The sequence below is a fragment of the Mesorhizobium sp. WSM4817 genome, from assembly GCF_055811135.1.
In genome coordinates, this window is sequence record NZ_JBVVQQ010000048.1 from 1 (window position 1) to 24,240 (window position 24,240).

The window sequence follows — 24,240 nt, forward strand, 5'->3', positions numbered from 1 at the left end:
TGGCTCCGCCGTCTGAAAAGGCGAGCCCAGCTTAATGTCGCGCTGATGATAGGCGCCGGCAATTGGCCTGAGAAGGCACAAAAGGTTTCGCTGGCCTTAAACCCAGCTTATGTCAAGATCGCTCGCGCGCAAGCTTTTGCGGTCCAAGCGCACATGCGATGGCCACTAGAAATGTCGAACCTGCAGCTGCGATCCGTCTCAAGCTGCTGTCCAGACGGCAAGCTGGTATGCACCTCATTTTAGATCTGCCGTGCTGACCTGACCTCCTTAGTCTTTTCCGCGCTCATATCGAGGCAGTCCGAATGCGAGAGCCCGGGTGGGAAACATTTGGGTCGCTCGTCGCAGTCAGGATGCGAACAACGTCACGACGACAGAGAGCCAGTCCGTCGTCGGTATCAGGTTGCGAAGCTTAGCCATGAAGCAGTTCTATACCTAGTGCTGTCTTTTTCATCTACGAAGCTGCAGGCATATCGTCTAAACGAGAAGGTGAGGCTGGAGCGAACCATGCACGGCTACTTCTCCGGCCGCCTTCATGTAGCAAGTGGGCAGTGTATTCGTGCGATTCGAACCGTTGCAAAGCATCATTGGCGTAGCCATCTCGAGTGCACCACACCGGCTGGCGCGGCACGTGGGTCAGGAGTTGCCGTTGGCGCCGCACGCTGTCATGTGCGATTGCCTGGGTCGTTACCGACTGGATGGGCTTCACGCGACCTGCGATTTGCCGAAATCGACCTGCAGCGTAGAAACTCTGGAAATCGGTCGAACAATACGTGCTGATCGATTCTGGTGCCCGTGGCGGTGACTTCGACTGTCAGTGCGAAAATGCATCGACAAAATGTGCAAAGGAAGAAGTATTGTTGAATGACGAGGTTTTGGACGGTGGCGTCGACGAGACGGTTTGGTCCTGTGACGTGCTTATTATTGGCGCTGGGTTTGCCGGCATGTACATGCTGTACCTCGCTCGCGGCCTGGGTCTATCTGCGGTGGTGGTTGAGACAGCATCTGGTGTGGGCGGAACGTGGTTTTGGAACCGCTATCCGGGAGCGCGCTGCGACGTCGAAAGCATGCAGTACTCCTACTCGTTCTCAGAGGAACTTCAGCAAGAGTGGCACTGGAGTGAGCGCTATGCGTCGCAACCGGAGATACTGGCCTACGCCAACTATGTGGCGCAGAAGTTCGACCTGCTTCGTGACATGAAATTCAACACTCGCGTCACGAGTGCGGTCTTTCAGGAGGAAGAGTCCCGATGGCTGGTGTCGACAAAGCAAGGAACGCAGTATCGGGCCAAGTGGTGCGTAATGGCGACCGGATGTTTGTCCGCTGCCCAAACCCCGAACATTGCTGGGCTCGAGAGCTTTAAAGGTGGAATCTACCACACAGGCAACTGGCCTCATGAAGGCGTTGCTTTGTCCGGCAAGAATGTCGGCGTAATCGGCACAGGATCATCGGGTATACAGGTGATACCAGAGCTCGCGAAGCAGGCTAAGCACCTGTACGTGTTCCAGCGTACGCCGAATTTCAGCATTCCGGCACGAAATAGGCCCATGGACGCCGACTACGAAAATTCCTGGAAACTGAGTTACGCGGAGCGGCGCAAGAAAGCGCGTTCCATGCCGGCAGGAATCCTGTGCGAACTCGGTGACCAATCCGCATTGGCTGTGTCCCCGGAAGAACGACTCCAAGAGTACGAGAGGCGATGGGCTGCCGGAGGGACCAGCTTCACGGTGGCATATTCAGACTTGCTGCGGAATGCCGAGGCAAACGAAACCGCTGCTGAATTCGTCAGGGCGAAGATAGGCCAGGTTGTCGAAAACCCGGCAATAGCCGAGCAATTGATACCTGTCGACCACCCCATTGGGGCCAAGCGCATTTGCGCTGATACAAAATATTTCGAGACCTTCAATCGCGAAAACGTTACCTTGGTAGACCTCCGTGTGGCCCCTATCCGCGACATATCACCAGATGGACTCACGGTAGATTCCAAGTTTTACGGGCTGGACAGCTTGGTCCTAGCGACGGGTTTTGATGCGATGACAGGTGCGCTAAGCAAAATCAATATTGTCGGTCGGCAAAGGCTCACTCTCAAGGAAAAATGGCGGGATGGACCGAATACATTCCTTGGATTAATGAGTTCCGGATTCCCAAATATGTTTATCGTCACAGGGCCCGGAAGCCCCTCGGTTCTAACTAACGTTATAGTTGCCATAGAAGATAACGTAAAATGGATAGCTGATTGCATTGCACATCTCATAGAGACAGACGCCGTCTATATAGAGGCGACTCCTTCATCTGAAGAAACCTGGATGGAGCAAGTTAGGCAAACGGCCGAAGGAACGTTATACACCAAAGCGAAATCCTGGTATCTCGGCGTCAATATTCCGGGAAAACCCGCTGTGTTCATGCCATATGTCGGTGGGGTGCCTGCATACCAGAGAGTTTGCGATCAAGTGGCTGCCGACGGTTACAGTGGCTTCAGCATTGGTACGTCATCGATATCCTTGGGCAAACGCGCGGCGCACGCCTGACATAATATCGGACGTGATGCTGGGCCGGCCTCATACTGCCATTGGGCTCGCCGTAGTGTGGACGGGGATCTCGCGATCCGCCGGGGGTGGTACCCTTTCGATGGCGTATGCAAAAATTGGGATCCCTCCCGTGCGGCTTTGATCTCTGATATGAGGCTGATCTATATTGGGCAGTCATCGAGATGGCAGGGCACAGCTCCGATTGTCGGCTGCTCGCTGAAGCGCGAGTGCCCAGCTAGGGCTGTAAGCCATCATTATCGATGACCCTCTAGGTAATGTTTGGGTCTTGAGCCTAGCTGCCACCACAATTCCAATTCGCCTATGGCCGGATGGAGACGGTCGCGCATTTTGGCAATCGCCGCTTCGTAGTAGCCCGCGAATGGCGCCGTCTATCGTTGATCGATTTGGCATGTTCCATAGCTGCATGCCGTTGCAGACTCAAAAGAGGACACCCAAGGCCACCTAGGGTGTCAATTTGTTGATGGCGACGCCTCGATGGTGAGCCTCAAACCACTCTCAGCGCTTCATCCCAATGCTGAGGCGATCCCGCGATGCTTCTCGAAAGTTTTGGCAACGTCAGGCACTCGGTTGCGTCACAAACCGGCCGAGTCCTTGAAAGTTTAAATTTGGCCCGCCGCTTTGAAGGATAGAGGCAAATGCCTCGATGTGCGAGAGTTCGAGCTTGACATGAAGCACATCTATATCAGGCGCGATCTTTTCAGTCTACGAGACGGACGGCGCATGGTCTAATCGAAGAGGAAACGACGTTTGAGCGAATCGCCGGCGCAGAGACCAATCACCTAACAATTGGCAGTGAACCCATAGCTTGTACAAATAGCTCGGGAGAAAAGGGCCGCGAAGGACGGAAGAAGTAAAGCTACGTTTGTCTCGGGCTCCGCGTGCGCGCCAATGTGGGCAGTAAAGGGCCTTGCGAGATTGGGTTAAGAATCGGGTAGCCACATCGACAACGGGTTGACCGGAGTAGATCAATTTGGAACACAACATAGAGGCGTCGATGTCTAATATTGTGCCTGCTCCATTCGCGCGAAGCTTGTATTACCACATGGCGCGCATCAGGCAGTTCGAGGACAGAGTCGTTACCTTGGTCGACGACAACGAGATCGCCGGCGTATGTCACGAGTACAGCGGGCAAGAGGCGGTCGCGGTTGGGATTTGCGGCGCGCTCACAACCTCAGACATCGTCACAAGCACCCATCGAGGGCATGGCCACACACTGGCGAAGGGCGGTGACGTTGGCAGAATGTTTGCTGAGCTGCTCGCGCGAACCGGCGGATACAATAAGGGTCGTGGCGGATCCATGCACATTGCTGACGTCGGGATTGGAATATTCGGGGCGAATGGTATCGTCGGCGCTGGATCCCCTATAGCCTGTGGCGCGGCTCACAAATTCAAAGCCGCTCGCGAAAACCGCGTTGCTGTTTCATTCTTTGGCGACGGAGCAATCAATCAAGGGGTCCTCCACGAGGCCATGAATCTCGCGGCGATTTGGGATCTTCCTGTCATTTTCGTTTGCGAGAACAATCAGTACGCGATTTCGACGCCGCTCAAAGAAGTCACGATCCTCGAGCCTTACGTTCGCGCCCAATCGTACGGAATGCCTGGTGTGTGCGTCGACGGCATGGACGTCGAGGCAGTTTATCACGCTGCCCTCACTGCTGCGGAACGCGCTCGGTCCGGCAAAGGCCCAACGTTCATTGAGTGTCAGACTTATCGCTACTTTGGGCATTATACCGGCGAGCGTCACATGAAGATGAGCTATCGATCTCAAGAGGAACTCGATCGCTGGAAGTTGCGGGACCCTATTAAGATTTGGGCAGCGCGTATGATGGAAAGTGGCTTGTGCGTTCAAGAAGACATCGAAGCTATCGATGCGGAGGTCAACATTGAGATTGACCGCGGCGTCGAGTTCGCTAGGAGCAGCCCTCCGCCGAACCAGGCGGAGGCACTCGACTGCATGTACGCCGTGTCGTATCCGAACACTCCGGCGTGGGGAGTAGAGCCGTGAGACAGCTGAGATTTCTTCAGGCCATGAATGAAGCCTACCATCAGGCTATGGGGGCAGATGAGAGTGTCATGATCATCGGGGAGGACATTCGAGGTGGAATTCGCGGTGAGACGAAAGGCCTGCAGGGTGCTTTCGGCGATCTCCGCGTCCTCGACACGCCGATTTCCGAGGCTGCGTTCACTGGCTTCGCTACAGGGGCGGCTTTGGCCGGCTTGCGCCCAATCGTTCAGTTCCAAGTTCCCTCACTGATTTACGTCGCGTTTGACCAGCTAGTCAATCAAGCGGCGAAGATGCGATTGATGTTAGGAGGTCAAGCAAATCTTCCAATCACTTACACGCTTATGGTATCTGGATCGCGGGGGGGAAACGCGGGCCAGCATTCAGACAATCCTTATCCGTACCTCCTCCACGCTGGCTTCAAGGTCGTTTGCCCTTCGAGCGCCTACGACGCCAAGGGCCTCATGATCCAGGCGATCCGAGAAGACGACCCGGTCGTTTTTATAGCATCCGCCATGTCGCTTCCGCAAAGGGGTCCGGTGCCGGAGGAAACATATGCCGTCCCTTTCGGTCGCGGTGACGTTAAGCGTGAAGGCTCCGATGTCACAGTCATTGCTATCGGGCATTTAGTGCCCGAGGCTCTAGCAGTCGCTGAGCGCGTTTCTCAAGAGAAAAACATCAGCGTCGAAGTGTGGGATCCTCGGTCTCTCTTGCCGCTTGACAGGGAAGGGCTGTTGAAGTCCGTCAAGAAAACTGGCCGGGTTGTAATCTACGACGACACGAACCGTACTTGCGGGTTCGCCGCCGAGTTGAGCGCAATAATAGGGGAGCTGGCGTTTTCATCTCTCAAGGCGCCGATCAAGCGTGTCACGCGAGCTGACGTTCCCATGCCGTTCAATCTTGCGCTCGAAACTGCGGTTCTGCCGAAGCCGCAGCAACTGGAAGATGCCATCTTATCCGTAAGGAGCTATGCTCATGTTTGAAGTTCGTATCCCGAAGATGGGTGCATCGACGGTCGAGGTTGACCTTACGAAGTGGCACGTTTCGGTAGGCACCTTTGTCGTTCCGGGCCTGATTCTAGCTGAAGTGGAGTCGGAAAAGACGAACATCGAGATAGAGGCGGAGACCACGGGCGTAGTTGCTGAGATCCTTGTTGATGAAGGGTCAGTGACGGAAGTCGGAACCGTTATATGTCGCATCAACACCGAGCAGGGATGATAGGGAATAACCGTTCGTTACCTGTCCCGACGGAACTTCAGAAGGCTCACAAGGCTGGACATAAGTGCGCACCTTGGCGGCTTACGTCTGCCATAGATGAAGGGTCTTCGGAGTCAACTGCACGCTGCTCTAGGGACTACCATGACACGAGACAAACGCTTCGAAGGCAAGACGGTTTTGATCACTGGTGGAGCTCGAGGTCAAGGTGCGGCAGAAGCCGTCCAGATCGCATCCGAGGGAGGGCGGGTCGTCATCGGGGACATCCTTGACGAGCAGGGCAAACACCTCGCCGAGACCATCGGCGAAACAGCGTCATACGTGCATCTTGACGTCAGTAGCGAGAAGGATTGGCAAAGCCTAGTTCACTTCCTAGAGGAACAGAAGACGGGACTTCACGGTCTGGTCAATAACGCGGCAATCTACGAACCATTGCCAATGAGGGATTCGAGCGTCGCGGTGTTCGAAAAGCACTTCCATGTCAACCAGCTGGGTTGCTTCCTCGGTATGCGGGAAGTCTCACCTCTTATCGAGGCATCCGGCGGGGGCGCAATAGTCAACATCTCGTCTGTCGCCGGCATGCGCGGAAGCCGAACCGCTATGGCTTATTCCGCGACGAAGTGGGCCCTTCGAGGGATGACGAAATGCGCGGCCCTAGAGCTCGCGCCAGCAGGAATCCGCGTCAACTCTATCCACCCCGGATGGGTAGAAACGGAGATGCTCCTCGCCGAGAACCCGTCCGATAGAGAGCGCCAGTACGCGCTCATTCCGCTCAAGCGGGCCGGCACGGTCGATGAAATAGCCAACCTTGTTCTCTTCCTGCTCTCGAACGAGAGCCGCTACATTACCGGTGCGGAGATCGCGATCGACGGAGGACTGCTGTTGTGAGCAATGGCTCTTCGTAGCTCAACATGCGCTCCGCTCGAAGAGTTTCCTCTTCGTGCCCTAGGCAGAGCAGCCCGAACCGCAAACCGCTAGATACCTCAAAATACCACAGTTGAGCCGATGCCTATCAACGTCAGAATGCCGGCCTTCGCTTCGGACATGGAAGCAGCTACCCTTGTAAAATGGATGTTCAAGGAGGGCGACGACATTAAGCCTGGAGATGTTTTGGCCCACGTATCAAGCGGTGCTAATACTGGTCGGATCAAAGCCGCTGCCGGGGGTACGCTGGAAAGGATCGTTGTTCCGGAAGGCGCTAACGGTGTAAAAGTCAGGGACCTAGTCGCAGTTCTTGCCATCAAGATTGAAGCTGGTTCGGTTGCTGCAGTCCCAGGGCAAAGATCCGATGGGCCTGGAGAACTTATTCCTGCAGCGTCGTGTGCAAGCAAAGGTGCCTCGGACGACGCTGTTCTTAAGCTGTTTGAAGACGGATCGTATGAACGCGTACCTCACGACGGGATGCGAAGGACGATCGCACGTCGTCTGGTGACCTCGAAGCAAACCATTCCGCATTTCTATGTCGGCGTAGATTGCAAGATCGATGAGCTTCTGGAACTACGCTCCCAACTCAACGATGCCGCGCCCAAGTCTGCGGACGGGCTGCCGGTCTATAAGCTGTCGGTCAATGATATGGTGATAAGGGCCCTGGCGCTTGCGTTGCGTGACGTTCCGGACGCGAATGTCTCCTGGACCGAGAACGCTATCATTAGACACCAGCATGCAGACATAGGGGTGGCTGTCTCGATCGCTGGCGGTTTGATCACGCCGATCGTACGCAAGGCTGAACGGAAAACGCTTCAAGCCATTTCCGCCGAGATGAAGGGCCTCGGCAAGCGCGCGAAGGATCGCAAGCTGAAACCTGAAGAGTATCAGGGCGGCACTACATCGATCACGAACATGGGCATGATGGGGGTCAAAGAGTTCGCTGCCGTGATCAATCCCCCGCACGCTACGATTCTCGCGGTCGGTGCGGGCGAACAGCGTGTAGTCGTCAAGAGTGGTTCAATGGTCATCGCAACGGTGATGAGCGTTAAGCTTTCCATAGACCATCGCTGTGTGGACGGCGTGCTCGGAGCAAAGCTGCTGCAGGAATTTAAGAGCTATATAGAAAATCCCATGAGCATGGTCACCTGAGTAATATTGTGTTCCAGGTTAGGGAAATAGCGCTTCGAGCGGCTCTGGCTGGCGAAGGTATAGCACTGGCTTGGTCCCTGAGCGGTCAGCACTGCTACACAGTCGCCTTCTCTTGGTTGACTGGTTCTCGCCAATCTGAAGAACTCCGCCTGTGACCCGAATTGCCCCTACATGGCCGATCGCCTACCACGATCTTGCGCGCGAGCGGCGGGACATAAGCTGGGTTTAAGGCCAGCGAAACCTTTTGCGCATTCTCAGGACAATTACTGGCGCCTATGATTAGCACGACAATAGGTCAGGTCCGGCTATCCGACGGCGGAGCAAGGGGTGTTTCTGGGGCGGTATATTGATCCGCTGTCGCGCGGATGGACACTGACGTTCCCGCAATCCTCGCCGCGGAGGCCGGTTTCGGTGATTGTAACCGGCACACGAGGCGCAGACCTGCAAAAAGCAACAACGTCCGTCGCGCGTACACGGATTATGGTCATGGCCGATTCTGATTGGCGCAAGCCAAAAAGGTGAATCTTGGATCAAAGGCAGCATGGATTACCTGAAGAAATTCGACCTCTCCGGCAAGCGTGCACTCGTAACCGGCGGAGGGCGCGGTATCGGCCTTGAAATCGCTCACGCTCTCGGCCAAGCGGGCGCAGCAATCGTCATTGCGGACCTTGACGCGAATAGCGCCGCTGCCGCTGCAGCCAACCTCGTATCATGCGGTGTCGTGGCAAGTCACCGCGCTATCGACGTGGCAAGGTCTGATGCGGTGACGGCGCTCGCCGACGAACTGAATGCCGAGGAGCCGATCGATGTCCTTATCAATAATGCCGGTGTCGCCCGGATAGCCGAGGCTCTCGACACTTCCGATGCAGACTGGTTGGCAACGATGCGGGTCAATTCGGATGCTGCATTTTGGTGTGCGCGGGCTTTTGGTCGGCACATGATCGCCCGTCGCTGGGGCAACATCGTAAACATCGGATCCATGTGCGGCATCGTGGTTACCCAACCTCAGAACAATACCGCCTATATTACCAGCAAGGGCGCCATTCACATGATGACGAAGTCACTGGCCTGTGCCTGGGCAAAGCATAATGTCCGAGTCAATGCCGTCGCTCCAGGCTATGTGGCCACCGAGATGACAATGTCCCCGAAAAACGAAAACTCCTTCCAGTATGACCGATGGCTAGAGCAGACCCCGCTCGGAAGACTAGGCGAGTCGCACGAAGTTGCGTCTGCGGTGCTGTTTCTCGCCAGTCCTGCATCAAGCTACTGCACTGGAGCCATCCTATCGGTCGATGGCGGCTATACATCTATGTGAGCGGCGCACGCCCCTAACAATGTGTGGTATTTTTGGCGACAGCGAATACTAACAACTACAGAGGATAAGCCTCATCAGTTGCAAATGTTTTTATGACTTCATCGATATAAGGTTAGCAGTTTTTGGCGAGCGGGATGTTTGGTGTCGGCGCGCCGGGTACGGAGCCACCTAAAACTTCAAGTCGCGGCGGGAGGGATAACTTGGACGTTCCGGTTTTGTAGAGGGAGATCTGGTTCCGGAAAATGAGACTTGGACTGCCATTTGGCCCAGTCGCGCCGCTGATCCGCCTAACGAGACAGGTACCGGAAGAGGTGATCGAAGTCATGCGCGCCTTGGTGGTCATCGGTTTGATGATCGCTGTTGGAGGACTGGGCTGCGTGGCATCCGCCGCCCTGACGTGGGCTTGGCGACGGTCGGCGGCCTTCGGATCGTCGCGCTGGCCATTGTCCTCGATCGCTTCACGATTCGCTCTCGACACAGAAGCGGAGGCCCGGCGAACTCTGGCATCAAGGCCGGGTGATCTGGTTAGAGCTTCACCGGTAACAGCTAGTCACAGAGGCTGCGCAATTTGCTCACACAGAAAGGGAGGAAACGTTGAAGATACAATGTGTGGTGCTGGCCATAGCGGTGATGGCAGGCTGTGCCGTGCCGGCAATGGCCGATCAGGTCAAACCAGCCTGGGGCGGAGAAACAGAAGAGCTATTCCAAACATTTATCGTCGATGAGGGCCTCAAAGAACTCGGCTATGACGTCGCTGAACTCGCGCAAGTTGGTGTTCAACTTGCGCACACAGCTGTGGCGAACGGCGATCTCACCTTCTACGCGGCGCATTGGGTTCCGCTTCACGACGCATACTGGAAGGAGTCCGGTGGCGACGAGAAGTTGGTCCGCATAGGGACACTAATTAAGAACTGTCTGCAAGGCTATTTGATCGATAAAAATACGGCGGATCAGACCTTCGACATCGACGGGAATGGAAAGGCAGACCTCTACGGCTGCGACCCAGGTTGGGGCTGCGAACGCGTGATCGAGCATCAGCTCGATGCCTATGGCCTGCGTGGCACGGTGGAACACAGGCAGGGCGGGTATTTCGCTATCATTCCTGACGCGATCGAACGCATCAAGGCTGGCAAGCCGACTCTGTACTACAGTTATACGCCGCTGTGGGTCTCGAGCATTCTCCGCCCCGGCAAGGAAGTTGTCTGGCTCAACGTGAAGAACACTACTCTTCCCGATGGGCAGACGGGCAATACAGATGTTAAGGGTCTCGGGAATCTCGGTTTCCCCGTGAACGATCAGAAGATCATCGCGAACACGACTTGGCTGAACGGCAATCCGAAGGCCAAGAAATTCTTTGAACTCGTGCAGATTCCGGTCGAAGACGTCAATGCGGAAAACACCCAGGTTGCCAATGGCGAAAAGAGCAACGAGCAGATCATGAAACACGCAACCGACTGGATCGCCGTTCATCAGGCTGACTGGGACAAGTGGATCGCTGAAGCCAAGGCTGCGAAGTAAGGCTCAGGCGTCATATAACCGGCCGGCGGGATTCCGGCCGAAGGCGCTTGAGGGAAACCCGCTTGGTTGCCCGGCGTCCGATCGGTGGTGTAGCTCGGCGGGCGCGTGACGAACCTGCGCGATCTTAGAATACCGATCTCCTGCGGGAGATTGTCGGCTTGTCTCCAAACGGCTGATGCCGTTTTTTTCTGGCGCTTGATGAGCGCTGACGTACCGAGGTGCACTCAGGTCGGCTGCTGGTGACAAGTTGGATGCCCCCCAAGGCTGGATGACGCGACCAGCGTCACGCCGAGCCAGATATGCCGCCGCTTGGCATGTTGGGCCGTGGCTCTATTGATACGGTCCACGTGAGGGCAAGTTTTTTGACCCGTGTGTGCGCGATCGCGTCGTTCCGGGGAAATCGAGGCAGCGTTCGACATGAATCGGCCTTATGCCAGTTGTGATCTTTTCCGTCTGCGACGCTTCCGACTCGTCGTCTATTCGACTGCAAAGCCTCGCAACTACGTCGCCGGTTCCCCTCAACAACCCGGGTACCTCTGGCAGTGACTCTGGTCCCAGCAGGGTTACCCCCCTCTTTATGTTTGAACGTCGAGGCCGTTCCGCAAGCGCGAACGCATAGAAGGATCGCACTATGGATGATATCCGCGTTGTCACCGACTTCTCCCGCAAAGTGCGCGAGATCGAGAATATTTGGATTCCGATGCCTGACGGCGCGAGGCTCGCTGCCCGAATTTGGTTGCCGGAGGACGCCCATGCCGATCCGGTACCTGCGATCCTCGAATACCTACCCTATCGCAAGCGGGATGGGACTGTGGAGCGCGACCATCTCACCCACCCCTATTTCGCCGGGCATGGCTATGCAGGTGTGCGCGTCGACATGCGCGGTTCGGGTGATAGCGAAGGGGTCTGCAAGGGCGAATATCTCAAGCAAGAGCAGGACGACTGTCTGGCCGTGATCGAGTGGTTGGCGAAGCAATCCTGGTGCTCGGGCAGTGTCGGTATGATTGGCATCTCCTGGGGCGGCTTCAATAGTCTTCAGGTTGCTGCCCGACGTCCGCCAGCACTCAAGGCGGTGATCTCGCTCTGTTCGACCGACGATCGATACCGCGATGAATGTCACTATTTCGGCGGCGCGCTTATGTGCGAGAATTTGATGTGGGGGGCGGCGGCTTGGGCGATTGCCATGACCCCACCAGATCCGGCGCTTGTGGGAGGACGCTGGCGTGAGATCTGGGAACAGCGGCTGAACGGCAACGGGATTTGGCTGCAAGACTGGTTCGAGCACCAGCGCCGGGATCATTTCTATAAGCATGGCTCTATCTGCGAGGACTATTCCAACATTGAGGTTCCTGTCTATGCCGTGGGTGGCTGGGCGGACGCCTATCCCAACGCCATCTTCCGCATGCTCGAGAACCTGCCGGGACCTCGCAAAGGCCTGATCGGCCCTTGGGCTCATAAGTACCCCCACATCGCCATGCCTGGGCCCCGTATTGGGTTCCTCCAGGAATGCCTGCGCTGGTGGGACCAGTATCTTAAAGGCATCTATACCGGCGTTGCCGATGAGCCGATGTTGCGCGCATGGGTGCAGGATCCATTGCCCCCCGCCGCCATCTATGACGAGCGGCCAGGCCGTTGGATCGCTGAGCTCTCCTGGCCGGCGGCGGGCATTGTCGAGCGACGGCTGGCTCTCTCACCAGGTCTTCTTTCCGAAGGAGATGGCAGCGATGATGTCCTCACGATCTGTTCGCCGTCCACCGCGGGGCTATCATCCGGTGTTTGGTGCGCCTATGGCGTGGTGCCGGACCTGCCGGTCGACCAGCGCATGGAAACCGGAAACGCGTTGGTATTCGAAACGGAGCCTCTCGTGGAGGCGGTAGACCTTCTCGGCTTCCCGGAGTTTGAGGTAACCCTCTCCTCCGACAAACCAGTGGCAATCCTATCGGCCACGCTTTCGCTGGTGTTTCAGGACGGCGCTGCCGCCCGCGTCAGCTACGGTATTCTGAATTTGACTCATCGGCACGACGACCTTGATTTGAAGCCAATGACGCCAGGTAAGGCGGAAGCAATACGCATAAAGCTGCGGTCCTGCGGGCAACGCTTCGAAAAAGGGCAACGCATAAGGCTTGCCATCGCTACTAGCCATTGGCCTATCGTGTTTCCTAGTCCAGAGAGGGCCACTCTCTCTATACATTGTGCCACCAGCAGGTTGATCTTGCCGGTGCGTAAGGCGAATGCCGTCGACTCCAAACTGACGCCCTTTCTGGAGCCGGAAAGTGCTCGGCGGATGGTAAGAGAGGTTATTGAGCCTGCTCAACCTTTCTGTCGCGTGGTAACCACGAACGAAGCTACTGGCGAAACAACTTTCCGCATCGCGAGCGATACTGGAACCGTGCTGCATCCGCACACCGGCATGATCATTTCGGCTAACCATAGTGACACACTTACTATGCATCCCGACGATCCGAGCTCGGCGTGCGGCACCTCCAGTTGGGAAAAGTCTTACGCCCGCGGTGACTGGAACGTGCACATTGCGCTCTCGGCCACAGTCCGCGCGCTGCGCGATGTATGGCGCATCGAGACACATATTGTCGCTAAAGAAGGCGACGAGCTTTTGCTCGAACGAGACGACGTCAAGGAGTTCGCTCGGGATTTAAACTGACCGGTACCGAATGGTCCCGCTCGGGCCGGCGACACTGACCACTACTCACATCTTAGCTGTGAGCTTTCAGGAGGTTGTCCATTCGGCCCCGACCGAGAAGCTAAGGTTGTCGAAGCTTCAGTGATTCTCGGAGGACTGAATGGAGGTCCACAAGAATGCCCGTCTGACGCCCTTGCGTCGAGAGGAGATGGCCCGCGACGTTGTTGAAGGCCGTCTTTCCAAAGCCCATGCGGCGCGGACATACGGCGTGACGGAGAAGGTAGTGACGCGCTGGGTGGAGCGCTTTCGGGCCGAGGGACGCGCCGGCATGGCCGACCGTTCCTCGCGGCCGAAGACGAGCCCGAGGCGAACCGAAGCCGCCGTGGCGGATGCGATCGCGGCACTGCGCCGGCAGCGCCTGAACCGGCAAGCACATCGCCAGGGAAACCGGTGTGTCGGAGGCGATGGTGAGCCGGGTGCTTGCACGCGCCGGCCTGTCGCGGCTGAAAGACCTTGACCGACCGAGCCGGTTCGCCGCTATGAGCGCGAGCACCCCGGTGAGCTCATCCATCTCGATATCAAGAAGCTCGGCCGGATCGGCTCTGTGGGGCACCGCATCGCCGGGCGATATCCTGGCGCGGTCAACCGTCATCTCGGCATCGGTTGGGAGTTCGTCCACGTCTGCATCGACGATGCCTCGCGCGTCGCTTTCGTCCAAGTCATGTCCGACCAGCGCAAGAAGAGCGCTGTCGCCCTCCTCGAAGCTGCCATTGCTTATTACGCCAGCCTCGGCATCAAGGTCCAGCGTGTGACGACCGACAACGGTTCATGCTACCGGTCAGAAGCTTTCCGCGCAGCCTGCAAGCGTCTGGGTCTGCGTCAGATATTCACTAGGCCGTACACGCCCAAGACCAATGGAAAGCCTGAGCGCTTCATCCAGACGAGCCTGCGCGAATGGGCTTACGCCCGAGCCTACAACACTTCTCATGAACGCACCGCTGAGCTGCCACGCTGGCTCCATCGCTACAATTGGCACAGGCCATATGGCAGCTTACAATCATAACCACCTATCAGCGTCTCGGCTTGACCAAGGATAACCTGTTGAGGCTCCACACTTAGCTAAATCCTGCGGCCGCTTCGATGTTAAGAAGCAGACAGCAGGCTTGATGATGACGGAAATCGCGACGCGTATTGATGTTCCAAGCAGCCGATGAGGCATCTGATGACCCGACCTCTTCCAATCTTTGCGAACGGGTTGTAGCGGCGGTTTTGAGTGGCGAGAGCCGCCGGTCGGCCGACAAACGGTTTGGCATTTCGATTTTCGGCCGCGGTGAAGTTATCGCAGCGCCATCAGGCGACCGGCTCGGTTGCTCGCCTGGCAAGATGGGTGGACATCGCAAGCGAGTGCTGGAGCCGCACCGCCTTCATCGAGGCACGGATGCGTGAGACGCCGCATCTGACGCTGCACGGTCTGAAGGATGAGTTGGCCGGTCGCGGGTCAAGGTCTCGCAAAACGCGGTGTGGCAGTTCCTGCGCCGCGAGGGCCTGAGCTTCAAAAAAACGCTGTTCGCCCTTGAGCAGGCGCGCGCTGATATTGCCCGCCGGCGCCAACGGTGGCGATCCAGGTAGGCGGGCCTTGATCCGCAGTGCCTGGTCTTCATCGATGAGACTTGGATCAAGACCGAACATGGCCCCGCTCAGGGGCTGGGCGCCGATCGGACAGCGGATCAAGGCCAAGGTTCCCAATGGCCACTGGAAGACCATGACCTTCCTGGCCGCGCTGCGCCAGGATCGCGTCGACGCGCCCTGGCTGATCGACGGGCCGGTCAACGGCGAGCGGTTCCTGCTCTATGTCGAGAAGGTTCTCGCGCCGACCCTCCAGCCGGGTGACATCGTCGTCATGGACATGTGTGGACGCCCCGTCGGGTGCAAAAAGAATCTTTTCGAAGAGCGCGGTGCGTGGTCGGGTGCTGACATGTGTCCGGCCTCTGATGCGGCTGTCACATGCCGCCGGCCCGTATGGGAGTTCGCGGAACGGGTCCAATTCAATCTCGCGCGCTCGAAGCGCGTATCCATGATCTGGTTTTCCCCGATCCCGTCTAGTTGACCCTTGCGCCATGCTCTCCGATTGGCCTTCTCACCCCCCCAAGGCTCGCGGCGAAACTATTCCGTCACAGCCGGAGCCCGATAGGTTCCGCCTCTCGCCATCAAGGCCCAGATGATGCGGGCCGTCTTGTTGGCGAGGGCGACGATCAGCCAACATGGGCGGTTTCCGGTTCAGCATGCGCAGGCACGGATCCGCTGTCGACCCTTTGCGCATTGCCCATCGCACGGCAGCGCTCGCGCCGATGATCAACAGTCTGCGCAAGGTTGGTTCGCCCATGCGGGATGTCTCGCCGAGTTTCTGCTTTCCGCCCGTGGAGCGCCGCAACGGCGTGAGCCCCAGCCAGGCCGCAAAGTCGCGCCCCCTCTTGAAGGTCTACGCCGCCGGCGCCAGGGCAACAAGCGCCGTTGCGGTGATCGGCCCTATCCCAGGGATCGTCATCAGTCGCTTGGCTTGTGCATCCGCCTTGGCGCGTCGTGCGATCTCACGGTCCAGCACAGCCACCCTCTCGTCCAGCAGTCGAAGCTGCTCCACGAGCAGGTGCAGTATCGATCGGGCGGTCTCGGGAATGCCGGAGCGGTCGTCCTCAATCGCCGCCACGAGCTTGGCAACATGAAAGGGGCCCTTTGCGCCACCATTCCGAACTCGGCCATGTGGCCGCGGATCGCATTGATGGTTTGGGTCCGCTGCCGCACCTGAAGATCGCGAGTGCGAAACACAACTGCGGCCGCTTGCTGCTCCTCGCTCCTGGCCGCCACAAATCGCATGGTCGGCCGCTGCGCGGCTTCGCAGATCGCTTCCGCATCGGCGGCATCATTCTTCTGTCGCTTCACGAATGGCTTCACGTAGTCCGGGGCGATAAGCCGGACCTCGTGCCCCAGCTTCGCGACCTCGCGCGCCCAGTGATGGCTGCTTGCGCAGGCCTCCATGGCGACTGTGCAAGCCGGCTGCGCGGCAAGGAACTTAAGCACCTGGTCGCGGCGCAGCCTCTTGCGGACGAGCATGGCTCTTGATGAATCCGCACCATGCACCTGGAATACGTTCTTCGCCAGATCCAACCCGATTGTACTAACTTTCGACATGGACGCCTCCGTTCAAGTGATGATCGACGACACCACTTTGGCCAGCGATGCCGTGAGGGGGCGTCCACCCCATCAATCTCGGAAGCCACAAAGGCAAGGCCGTGCGCCGCGCGATCCGAAAGGCCGGCGCGAGGCTCTTCTTCCTGCCGAAATACTCGCCCGACCTCATCCGATCGAACAGCTCTTCGCCAAGATCAAACACTGGATGCGTCAAGCCCAGAAACGCACCGTCGAGGATACTTGGCGCTACATCGGCCACCTCGTCGAAACCATCGAGGCAGCCGAATGCAAGAACTACTTCGAAAACGCCGGATACGCTTCCGTCACAACGTGAAAGACTTTTAGGCCGGAACGTCGATATGAATCAAATTTATGCCAGTCGCTATCTTTTCCGTCTGCGACTTCACTGCCCCACAGTGTATTCGAAAGGGAACAAAGCGCGACTGAGGCGCTGCCGCTACGTTGCAGGCCGCCTTCGGCAAGTCGCTCGAAAAAGGCAACAAGCCATGGGAGGCTATGATGGAAAGTGCAAGCCGTCGCACCTTTATTAGGGCCGGTGCCGCGCTAGGCGGGGGTATAATCTCTGGTAGTATGCCGTTATCTCAAGTCATCTGGGCGGCCGAAGGCAAGGTGCTCAAAGTGCGTTCCAGCGGAGACCTTCTCACGCTGGATCCGGCATTCGTTGGACAAGCCGCGGAAGTAGACCTGACAAACTGTATCTATTCAAAGCTAACGCGCTATAAGCCCGGCACCGAATGGGGCTGGGAATTGGAAGCAGCAGACAAGATCGAGCAGGTGGACCCCACGCATATCCGATTCCGTCTCAAGAAAGGCATCAAATTTAGTGGTGATCACGGCGAGTTGACAGCCAAGGATGTCAAATTCTCCTTCGAGCGCGTGATCAAGCTCAATTCACCCATCAAGCCCCAGTGGGGCTCGTTCAACCACGTCGAGTTGGAGGACGACTATAGCGGCGTTATCGTGTTCAACGCGCCATTTGCGGCTGTTTGGCTCGTTCCGCTGCCTTATGCCGTCGGCCAAATTGTTTCTGAGGATGCGGTAACGAAGGCAACCAAGGACGGCGGAAATTTCGGTGCGAAGCCGCCAGCATCCTCTGGACCGTACGTGCTTGCCGATTGGAAGCCTAACCAATATGCACTTCTCACGCGAAATCCAGATTGGTCGGGCCCCAAGCCGGGCTTTGACGAAATCCGCATCTTGCCTATCCCGGACGCGAAGGCAGCGGAACGAGCTTATCAGGCGGGCGACGTCGATTTCACCGTTGTAGGTCTGGATTCTCTCCCGGCGTTCAAAAGTAATCCGCCCGCCAACACCGAGATCGCGGAAAGGGCATCGACCCGTTATACATGGATCGGCATGAACATAGATCATCCCAAACTGAAGGACATCAATGTCCGCAAGGCGATCCAGTGGACAATCAATGTACCGCAGGTTCTAGATGCCGCCTATGCCGGTCACTCGGCTGCGGCGACAGGCATTATCCCTCCAGGTATCGTTGGGCATCGAGACAAGACTCTGATCCCGCCGGAAGGCGATCTCACAAAAGCCAAAGAGTTTCTGGAAAAGGCCGGCGTAAACGATTTGACCTTGAGCCTCGACTGTACAAACGACAGCAAGACTTCAGCCATAGCCCAGACGGTGCAAGCACAATTGTCCCAGGTCGGTATTTCAGTGGTGGTCAATGCTCGAGATCCCGGCACATTCTGGTCGCTCGGCGTCGAGTCGGAGGGGGATCGTTGGAAGGACTTACAGCTCTTTATCATGAGCTTCTCCGGTCTGCCGGATCCCTATGATTACGTGACTTGGTTCGTGCGAGATCAAGTGGGGATATGGAACTGGCAGCGCTTCCGCAGCGAGCGCTTTGACGAGCTAAACGCTAAGGGACTCTCCATTAACGATCCCAACGAGCGGGCAAAGCTCTATCAGGAGATGCAGGACGTGATGGAGGAGTCTGGCGCTTTCCGGTTCCTGACCAATGAGACCAATCCGGTCATGTATCGGAAGACGCAAATGAAAGCGGCGATGCGCCCGGATGGAACCCCATTATATATCGATTTCCAGCCGACTTAAGCTTGAGCGATTGGACCCGGAACCGTGTGGATCTATCTACTGAAACGCGTTTTCCTCGCGGTTGCAATTATTGTGATCGCGGTGACCCTTGTGTTCGTGATGATCCATGCGGTGCCGGGCGACCCAGCCATCGCTCTGCTGGGCCCCCGCGCCACGCCTGAGATGATAGCGCAGCTTCATCGGGAGATGGGGCTGGATAAGCCGCTTGCCGTGCAGATCGTCTTCTTCTTCGAAGGGCTGCTCCAAGGCAATCTCGGTTTTGATGTGTTGAGTCAGCGTCCAGTTGCGGACATCATTTTCGAGCAACTTCCGTACACTATCGAACTAGTCTTCGTCTCGATTTTATGGTCGGTCGTGATTGCCGTGCCCCTCGGTTGTTATTCGGCCATGAGGCGTAACTCTGTCATCGACCAGATCGTCGGCGTCATGGCAGTCGCCACGATCGCCATTCCTTCGTTCGTCCTGGCTGTCTACGCACTCCTGATCTTCGCTGTCACTCTCCATTGGTTGCCAGCAATCGGAGCCGGAGAGGGTATTTTGGACAGCCTCGTCCATCTCATTCTGCCAGCCTTCGCCATCGGGATCGGCTGGGTTGGGTATATCTCCCGACTGGTACGAGCATCCATGATGGAGATCCTGGGTGAAAACCATGTGCGAATGGCCCGCTCCTTCGGGATTTCCGAATGGCGCGTTGTTTCGCGTTACGCTCTACCGCTTGCGATCCTGCCGACAGTGACGATTCTCGGCGTGGGCATATCGTGGTTGCTCTCGTCAGCTGTTTTTATCGAGGTGGTTTTCGCGAGACCAGGCATCGGTGCCTTGATTGTGCAGGCGGTCAACACGCGCAACTATGCGGTCGTAATAGGGGCGGTGCTTGTCACGACTGTTCTCACTGTCTTCGCGACAACGGTGTCCGATCTGATCGCGGCCTCTCTTGATCCTCGAACCCGCGAGAAACTTTAGCATGGCGAGCCTTGAAGCAATCCGCGGCAAAACCAGTCCGGAGCTAGCCCCCGGCAGCTTTCGCAAGGTGGCGCGGCAATTGCACAAGAACCGACTTGGCGTTCTTGGCGCCGTGCTCGTCGCGATCGTGTTCGCCAGCGCGATCTTCGCCCCGCTCATCATTACACATGATCCGATCCGCATCATGGTGGGGCCGCGTTTGGCGGACCCTTCACGGCTTTTTCTTCTGGGCACCGATCAACTGGGCCGCGACACATTCTCGCGCGTCATGATGGGCGGCCGCATCCCACTGCTTGTCGCCTTCGCCTCGCTTGGCAGTTCGTTGGCAGCGGGCCTCGTGCTTGGTTTGATTGCAGGCTTCGGACCGAGGTGGCTGGACAATTTGCTTCTTCTTTTATTCGATACAATCCGCTCCTTTCCCGGCATCATCTTCGCGTTGGCGATTATCGGGTTGCTTGGACCCAGCCTAGCCAGCGTGATTTTGGTCATCGCAATCACCTCTATGCCTATTTATGCGCGCGTCGTGAGGACCCAGACAGAGGCGCTTCGCAACAGTGAATACATCGCCGCAGAACGCACCCTGGGCGCTGGCACGACGCGCATCCTCGCAGTGCACGTACTGCCTAACGTCATCGGCCCGCTTCTCATCCTCGTGAGCATGGACGTGCCTGCGGTCATCGCCGTGGAGGCCGGTCTCAGCTTTCTCGGTTTGGGCGTACGTCCACCGACGCCTGATTGGGGAGCTATCCTCAACGACGGCTATAATTACATCCAGCAGACGCCCTGGCTTGTCGTTGGCGGTGGTATTCCAATCGTCCTCGCAACGCTAGGCTTCACATTCCTGGGCGAGGCGCTACGCGACATGTTCGATCCAAAGTTGCGGAAAGATCTATGATACGACACGGTCAGTCATCTCAATCGACCTCGCCGCTCCTGGAAATACGTCACCTCAATCTCGATTTCGGGACACCAGAAGGGCGCATTCATGCACTGCGAAACGTTTCGCTTGATGTCGCAGCCGCAGAGGTGGTCGGCATCGTCGGCGAAAGCGGATCCGGAAAGTCAACGCTTGCGTATGCAGTAATGGGTCTGCTTTCGGAAAATGCCGATGTCACAGGTGGCGAGGTCCTGTTTGAAGGACGAGACCTGCTGAAGATGCCCACTCAGTCGCGGCGTAGCCTGCTTGGTGATCGACTTTCCATGGTTTTTCAGGATCCGATGACTGCGCTCAATCCTGTGCGGACCGTCGAGAATCAGATAATCGACATCCAGCACCACGAGCAAAAAAGCCGGAGCGAAAAGCGTGCTCGTGCCATCGACATGCTACACCGGGTCGGAATTCCCGATCCGCAAACCCGGATCGGCGCCTATCCGCACCACTTTTCCGGCGGCATGCGTCAGCGGATATGCATTGCCATGGCGCTGCTTGTAAGACCCGCGCTCCTCATCGCCGACGAGCCGACCACGGCGCTCGATGCGACATTGGAAGTACAGATCATTCATCTGCTCAAGGACCTGCAAAAGGAAATCGGCTGCTCCGTCCTTTTCGTTTCCCATCATCTTGGCGCCGTGGCTGAGCTGTGCGACCGGGTGGTCGTGATGTATGCGGGTGAAGTGCTGGAGCAGGGGGCTGTACGCGACATCTTCCACAACCCTCGTCACCCCTACACCCGAGCCCTGCTTGAGTGCGATCCGGGGCGGATTAGACAAACCACACGCACATTGCCGACCATTCCCGGCGAGGTTCCCAGTCTCCTCGGCTTGAAGAAAGGGTGCATCTTCAGCGCGCGTTGCCCACAGGCATTCGATCGCTGTGCCCAAGAACAGCCTATCGAGTATCCCGTAGGCTTGGAGCAGACCGCGCGATGCCACCTGCTTGGCGAAAAGCAGTTGAATTCGGCATGAGCGCCCTCCTCCGCGTTCAGAACCTCTGCGTCCGCTTCCGCAAAATGGGGCCGCTGAAGGCCCTCGCAACCGGGACGAAGGCGCCTTTCATCGACGCGGTATGCGGTGTCTCGTTTGAAATCCACAAGGGCGAGACGCTGGCCCTTGTCGGCGAAAGCGGCTCGGGAAAATCAACCGTCGCTCGCACGATCATCGGGCTGCAGCGGGCCGTGAGCGGCAGCATCAGCTTCGATGGGCAGGAACTCACGGAACTCAGTGCGGCCGGACGCAAGCCCTATCTGCGGCGCATGGCGATAACGTTCCAGGATCCGATCGGTTCACTCTCGCCCAGGCTGACGGTGCGATCGCTCTTGACCGAGCCTTTCCGCATCCATGGATTGAAGGATCGCGATTTAGGAGCCGAAGCGACGCGCCTGCTGCGGATGGTGGGCTTGCCGTCCGATTTTGTTGGCCGCTATCCTCATCAGCTCTCCGGTGGCCAAGCCAGGCGCGTCAGCGTCGCGCGTGCTCTTGCGCTTAGTCCGGACTTGATCATCGCGGATGAGCCGACTGCTGGCCTCGACGTCTCGGTGCAAGGCGAGGTGCTCAACCTTCTCACGCGCCTTCAGGATCAACTCGGGATCGCGATCCTTATAATCACTCATAATCTCAATGTGGTGCGTCACATAACTGACCGCATGGCGATCATGTATCTCGGCCGCTTCATTGAAGTCGGCACGACCCAGAGTATTTTCCATCAGCCAAGCCATCCCTATACCGAAGCGCTGCTTGCGGCCAATCCTGAGCCCGACCCGGACGCAGTGCTCAACAGAGTTGAGCTCAAGGGCGAGGTGCCAAGCGTGATGAACCGACCGTCCGGCTGCGAGTTCCACACCCGCTGTCGTTACGCTCAAGACATTATCTGTGGCCACGTCGCGCCCACATCCTCAGTCAGCCAGGAGGACCCGGAGCACAGCTTCAGATGCCATTTCCCATTAAGCGCCGATCTCCTGCGGTAAGCGCGAGCGCATAGAAAGGTCGCGTAGACGGTATCCGCGTCTTCACCGACTGCCCCCAAAAATTGGGCGAAACCGAGAATCTCTGGATGCTGATGTTACACGGCAAAGGCTCTGGTTGCCGGAGGATCTGCATAAAGGAATGTGGCAGGGCGGTATGAAGAGTTGCATAGACATGCGAGTTCCTACTATGGGCGCTTTTCGCGTGACGTTCAAGAAAGGCAGTGCATCATTTTTCCACAGAAGTTTTCTTGTTTGATCCGACGACACTATTTTATCTCAGAGGATCTCCAACATGCCAGTTGCATCAATCGCCAATCCTGATCTTGATACGTTGCGCGACAATACGGCTCGGTGGAATACTCCGGACTTCCGACGCCGCGGCTTTCATAACTTGCACACCACAGCGCGCTACGTCATGTCGCTACGCGCTCCTCGCGTTCTGCCTCTGAGGAAGGATGTCGACTGGACCATTGGCGAGCGCCCAGAGGTCGCACGTTTTCTCGCGATGCCGCACTTCTCAGCGTTCGTCGTGTTGCGAGGCGAGCGTATCATCTACGAGGCCTATGCTCCAGACTTCGGTCCAGACAGGCCGCATCCCCTTATGTCCATCACAAAGACGACTCTTAATCTGATGCTCGGGCATTGCGTCGCCCAGGGCAAGGTCGATCTGGACCGGACAAGCAAATATTACATACCGGAGATTGGCACGGGCTACGCCGACGCAACTGTAAAGGCAACTGCCGACATGAACGTGGCCAACGACTATCATGAGGACATTGTCGACTCCAATGCGCCGCAATACGATATGGAGGCTGCCAAGGGATGGCGACTGCCATGGGCCGGTGAAAATGAGGAGCCGATGCGCTGGTTTGTCTGCCGCGTCACTGGCGCCGACCCTGGTGAATCGCACCGGCCAGGCGATTTACAAGTCGACGAACAGCCATGTCATCGGATGGATTATCGAGCGCGCCAGCGGGAGGCCATTGCGCGACTGGCTGATCGACATCGTCGAGGCAGCGGGCCTGGAGGGCTGCTTCCATATGGCCTTCGACCGCGGTGGTGTGCCGCAGTTCAGCGGGGGGGCCTGCCTTTCCGCGCGCGACCTTGCGCGCTACGTCCTGCTCTTCGCCCGCAAGGGTGAGGGTGTCGGGGGGCGGCGGGTCGGCGATGCGGCTTTCATCGAAGAGACACGGCGCAATCCTGGCCCTCCTTTGCCGAAGCCGCGGGACTGGACGAATTAAATTATAGCCGTCAAATGCAAACCGACGGGACTTGGATCGGTCACGGTGGTCTCGGCGGTCAGTATATGCTTGCAAACCCCAATGCCGGAACCGTCGTCGTTTACTTCAGCGTAGTGGAAAATGAGAGCGCCGACGATGCGGATTTTTTCGGTCGTCTGGTGCAAATGATGGCGAAGGTCGCTGCAGTGTGATAGCTGGTCATGCTCGCTCGCCCCATCTGTTCACAAAGAACACATGCTGGATATGCTTCGCTTGCTGTCGGACAGGAGTTTGCAATCCGGCGGATTCGGCTCTGAATTCTGACGGAACCAGCAACATTGGCTTCGTATCATTGTCCTGTACCTGTCCAAAAGGGGCGGCTTTCGTAGGTACATCACTATGAAAAGCTGCTGTGGGCTAGACTAGAACAGCCCGCGCAGAACGGTTTCTTCTCCCTTGTGTTCCCGGTTCATGGATTTGATGGGCTTGTGGCCTGCCGGTTAGGCAAGGCTTGGCGAAATCTCCTCCTGGCGTTTCGCCACAAACGCATCGAGTTCCTCCCGCACG

Annotated in this window: 17 protein-coding genes and 4 pseudogenes; 20 read left to right on the forward strand and 1 reads right to left on the reverse strand. The window is 57.4% G+C overall.

Annotated elements, in window-relative coordinates; all coding sequences use genetic code 11:
- From AC0L2K_RS33065 to AC0L2K_RS33120, 12 genes and pseudogenes are all read left to right on the forward strand, one after another.
- A partial coding sequence (locus AC0L2K_RS33065) for a hypothetical protein (RefSeq protein ID WP_473533413.1) occupies positions 1-243 on the forward strand: 243 nt, incomplete at its 5' end.
- 527 nt (positions 244-770) lie between these two features.
- On the forward strand, positions 771-2,525 hold the full coding sequence (locus AC0L2K_RS33070) for a flavin-containing monooxygenase (protein ID WP_473533414.1): 1,755 nt from the start codon (positions 771-773) through the stop codon (positions 2,523-2,525).
- Between the two features lie 1,063 nt (positions 2,526-3,588).
- Positions 3,589-4,551 carry a thiamine pyrophosphate-dependent dehydrogenase E1 component subunit alpha gene (locus tag AC0L2K_RS33075; RefSeq protein ID WP_473533429.1) on the forward strand — a complete coding sequence of 321 codons (963 nt, stop codon included), beginning with the start codon at positions 3,589-3,591 and terminating at the stop codon, positions 4,549-4,551.
- Between the two features lie 23 nt (positions 4,552-4,574).
- Complete coding sequence (locus AC0L2K_RS33080) at positions 4,575-5,531, forward strand: alpha-ketoacid dehydrogenase subunit beta (RefSeq protein WP_473533415.1); 957 nt, start codon at positions 4,575-4,577, stop codon at positions 5,529-5,531.
- A complete protein-coding gene (locus AC0L2K_RS33085; protein ID WP_473533416.1) occupies positions 5,524-5,766 on the forward strand; it encodes a biotin/lipoyl-containing protein in 243 nt (80 codons plus the stop codon). Before AC0L2K_RS33080 ends, AC0L2K_RS33085 begins: the two co-directional genes overlap by 8 nt.
- Positions 5,767-5,907: 141 nt before the next feature.
- Positions 5,908-6,651, forward strand: a complete 744-nt coding sequence (locus AC0L2K_RS33090) for an SDR family NAD(P)-dependent oxidoreductase (protein WP_473533417.1) — start codon at positions 5,908-5,910, stop codon at positions 6,649-6,651.
- 117 nt (positions 6,652-6,768) lie between these two features.
- The gene (locus tag AC0L2K_RS33095; protein ID WP_473533418.1) at positions 6,769-7,839 is read left to right on the forward strand and encodes a 2-oxo acid dehydrogenase subunit E2; all 1,071 of its coding nucleotides are present in this window, start codon (positions 6,769-6,771) and stop codon (positions 7,837-7,839) included.
- Positions 7,840-8,380: 541 nt separating this feature from the next.
- The gene (locus AC0L2K_RS33100) at positions 8,381-9,154 is read left to right on the forward strand and encodes an SDR family NAD(P)-dependent oxidoreductase (RefSeq protein WP_473533419.1); all 774 of its coding nucleotides are present in this window, start codon (positions 8,381-8,383) and stop codon (positions 9,152-9,154) included.
- A gap of 594 nt (positions 9,155-9,748) precedes the next feature.
- A complete protein-coding gene (gene proX, locus AC0L2K_RS33105; protein ID WP_473533420.1) occupies positions 9,749-10,672 on the forward strand; it encodes a glycine betaine/L-proline ABC transporter substrate-binding protein ProX in 924 nt (307 codons plus the stop codon).
- Between the two features lie 631 nt (positions 10,673-11,303).
- Entirely contained in the window at positions 11,304-13,331 is a 2,028-nt protein-coding gene (locus tag AC0L2K_RS33110) for a CocE/NonD family hydrolase (protein WP_473533421.1), read from the forward strand.
- A gap of 139 nt (positions 13,332-13,470) precedes the next feature.
- A pseudogene (locus AC0L2K_RS33115) lies at positions 13,471-14,429 on the forward strand (IS481 family transposase).
- A gap of 75 nt (positions 14,430-14,504) precedes the next feature.
- Positions 14,505-15,225, forward strand: a pseudogene (locus AC0L2K_RS33120) (IS630 family transposase); the annotation flags it as partial.
- Positions 15,226-15,473: 248 nt separating this feature from the next.
- On the opposite strand, the pseudogene AC0L2K_RS33125 reads toward AC0L2K_RS33120, so the two are convergent.
- Positions 15,474-16,496: pseudogene (locus tag AC0L2K_RS33125) on the reverse strand (IS110 family RNA-guided transposase).
- A 74-nt stretch (positions 16,497-16,570) separates the two neighbouring features.
- Between AC0L2K_RS33125 and AC0L2K_RS33130 the strand changes: the two are divergent.
- The 8 genes and pseudogenes from AC0L2K_RS33130 to AC0L2K_RS33165 form a co-directional block, all read left to right on the forward strand.
- Positions 16,571-16,830: pseudogene (locus tag AC0L2K_RS33130) on the forward strand (transposase); the annotation flags it as partial.
- 128 nt (positions 16,831-16,958) lie between these two features.
- Positions 16,959-18,587 carry an ABC transporter substrate-binding protein gene (locus AC0L2K_RS33135; RefSeq protein WP_473533422.1) on the forward strand — a complete coding sequence of 543 codons (1,629 nt, stop codon included), beginning with the start codon at positions 16,959-16,961 and terminating at the stop codon, positions 18,585-18,587.
- A gap of 24 nt (positions 18,588-18,611) precedes the next feature.
- On the forward strand, positions 18,612-19,550 hold the full coding sequence (locus AC0L2K_RS33140) for an ABC transporter permease (RefSeq protein WP_473533423.1): 939 nt from the start codon (positions 18,612-18,614) through the stop codon (positions 19,548-19,550).
- Position 19,551: 1 nt separating this feature from the next.
- Positions 19,552-20,445, forward strand: coding sequence for an ABC transporter permease (locus tag AC0L2K_RS33145; RefSeq protein ID WP_473533424.1), 894 nt, complete (start codon positions 19,552-19,554; stop codon positions 20,443-20,445).
- Positions 20,442-21,455 carry an ABC transporter ATP-binding protein gene (locus AC0L2K_RS33150; RefSeq protein WP_473533425.1) on the forward strand — a complete coding sequence of 338 codons (1,014 nt, stop codon included), beginning with the start codon at positions 20,442-20,444 and terminating at the stop codon, positions 21,453-21,455. The genes AC0L2K_RS33145 and AC0L2K_RS33150 overlap by 4 nt, the downstream gene beginning before the upstream one ends.
- The gene (locus AC0L2K_RS33155) at positions 21,416-22,453 is read left to right on the forward strand and encodes an ABC transporter ATP-binding protein (RefSeq protein WP_473533426.1); all 1,038 of its coding nucleotides are present in this window, start codon (positions 21,416-21,418) and stop codon (positions 22,451-22,453) included. The genes AC0L2K_RS33150 and AC0L2K_RS33155 overlap by 40 nt, the downstream gene beginning before the upstream one ends.
- 869 nt (positions 22,454-23,322) lie before the next feature.
- A complete protein-coding gene (locus AC0L2K_RS33160; protein ID WP_473533427.1) occupies positions 23,323-23,694 on the forward strand; it encodes a hypothetical protein in 372 nt (123 codons plus the stop codon).
- 65 nt (positions 23,695-23,759) lie between these two features.
- Positions 23,760-23,885 (forward strand): hypothetical protein, encoded by a 126-nt coding sequence (locus tag AC0L2K_RS33165; protein WP_473533428.1) that lies wholly within the window; start codon positions 23,760-23,762, stop codon positions 23,883-23,885.
- Positions 23,886-24,240 lie beyond the last annotated feature (355 nt).

Bases quoted from the DNA above. Each gene is read 5' to 3' on its own strand.
- AC0L2K_RS33075 (WP_473533429.1), top strand. From the start codon at position 3,589: ATGGCGCGCATCAGGCAGTTCGAGGACAGAGTCGTTACCTTGGTCGAC.
- AC0L2K_RS33080 (WP_473533415.1), top strand. From the start codon at position 4,575: ATGAATGAAGCCTACCATCAGGCTATGGGGGCAGATGAGAGTGTCATG.
- AC0L2K_RS33085 (WP_473533416.1), top strand. From the start codon at position 5,524: ATGTTTGAAGTTCGTATCCCGAAGATGGGTGCATCGACGGTCGAGGTT.
- AC0L2K_RS33090 (WP_473533417.1), top strand. From the start codon at position 5,908: ATGACACGAGACAAACGCTTCGAAGGCAAGACGGTTTTGATCACTGGT.
- AC0L2K_RS33095 (WP_473533418.1), top strand. From the start codon at position 6,769: ATGCCTATCAACGTCAGAATGCCGGCCTTCGCTTCGGACATGGAAGCA.
- AC0L2K_RS33100 (WP_473533419.1), top strand. From the start codon at position 8,381: ATGGATTACCTGAAGAAATTCGACCTCTCCGGCAAGCGTGCACTCGTA.
- AC0L2K_RS33110 (WP_473533421.1), top strand. From the start codon at position 11,304: ATGGATGATATCCGCGTTGTCACCGACTTCTCCCGCAAAGTGCGCGAG.
- AC0L2K_RS33145 (WP_473533424.1), top strand. From the start codon at position 19,552: ATGGCGAGCCTTGAAGCAATCCGCGGCAAAACCAGTCCGGAGCTAGCC.
- AC0L2K_RS33150 (WP_473533425.1), top strand. From the start codon at position 20,442: ATGATACGACACGGTCAGTCATCTCAATCGACCTCGCCGCTCCTGGAA.
- AC0L2K_RS33155 (WP_473533426.1), top strand. From the start codon at position 21,416: ATGCCACCTGCTTGGCGAAAAGCAGTTGAATTCGGCATGAGCGCCCTC.
- AC0L2K_RS33165 (WP_473533428.1), top strand. From the start codon at position 23,760: ATGCTTGCAAACCCCAATGCCGGAACCGTCGTCGTTTACTTCAGCGTA.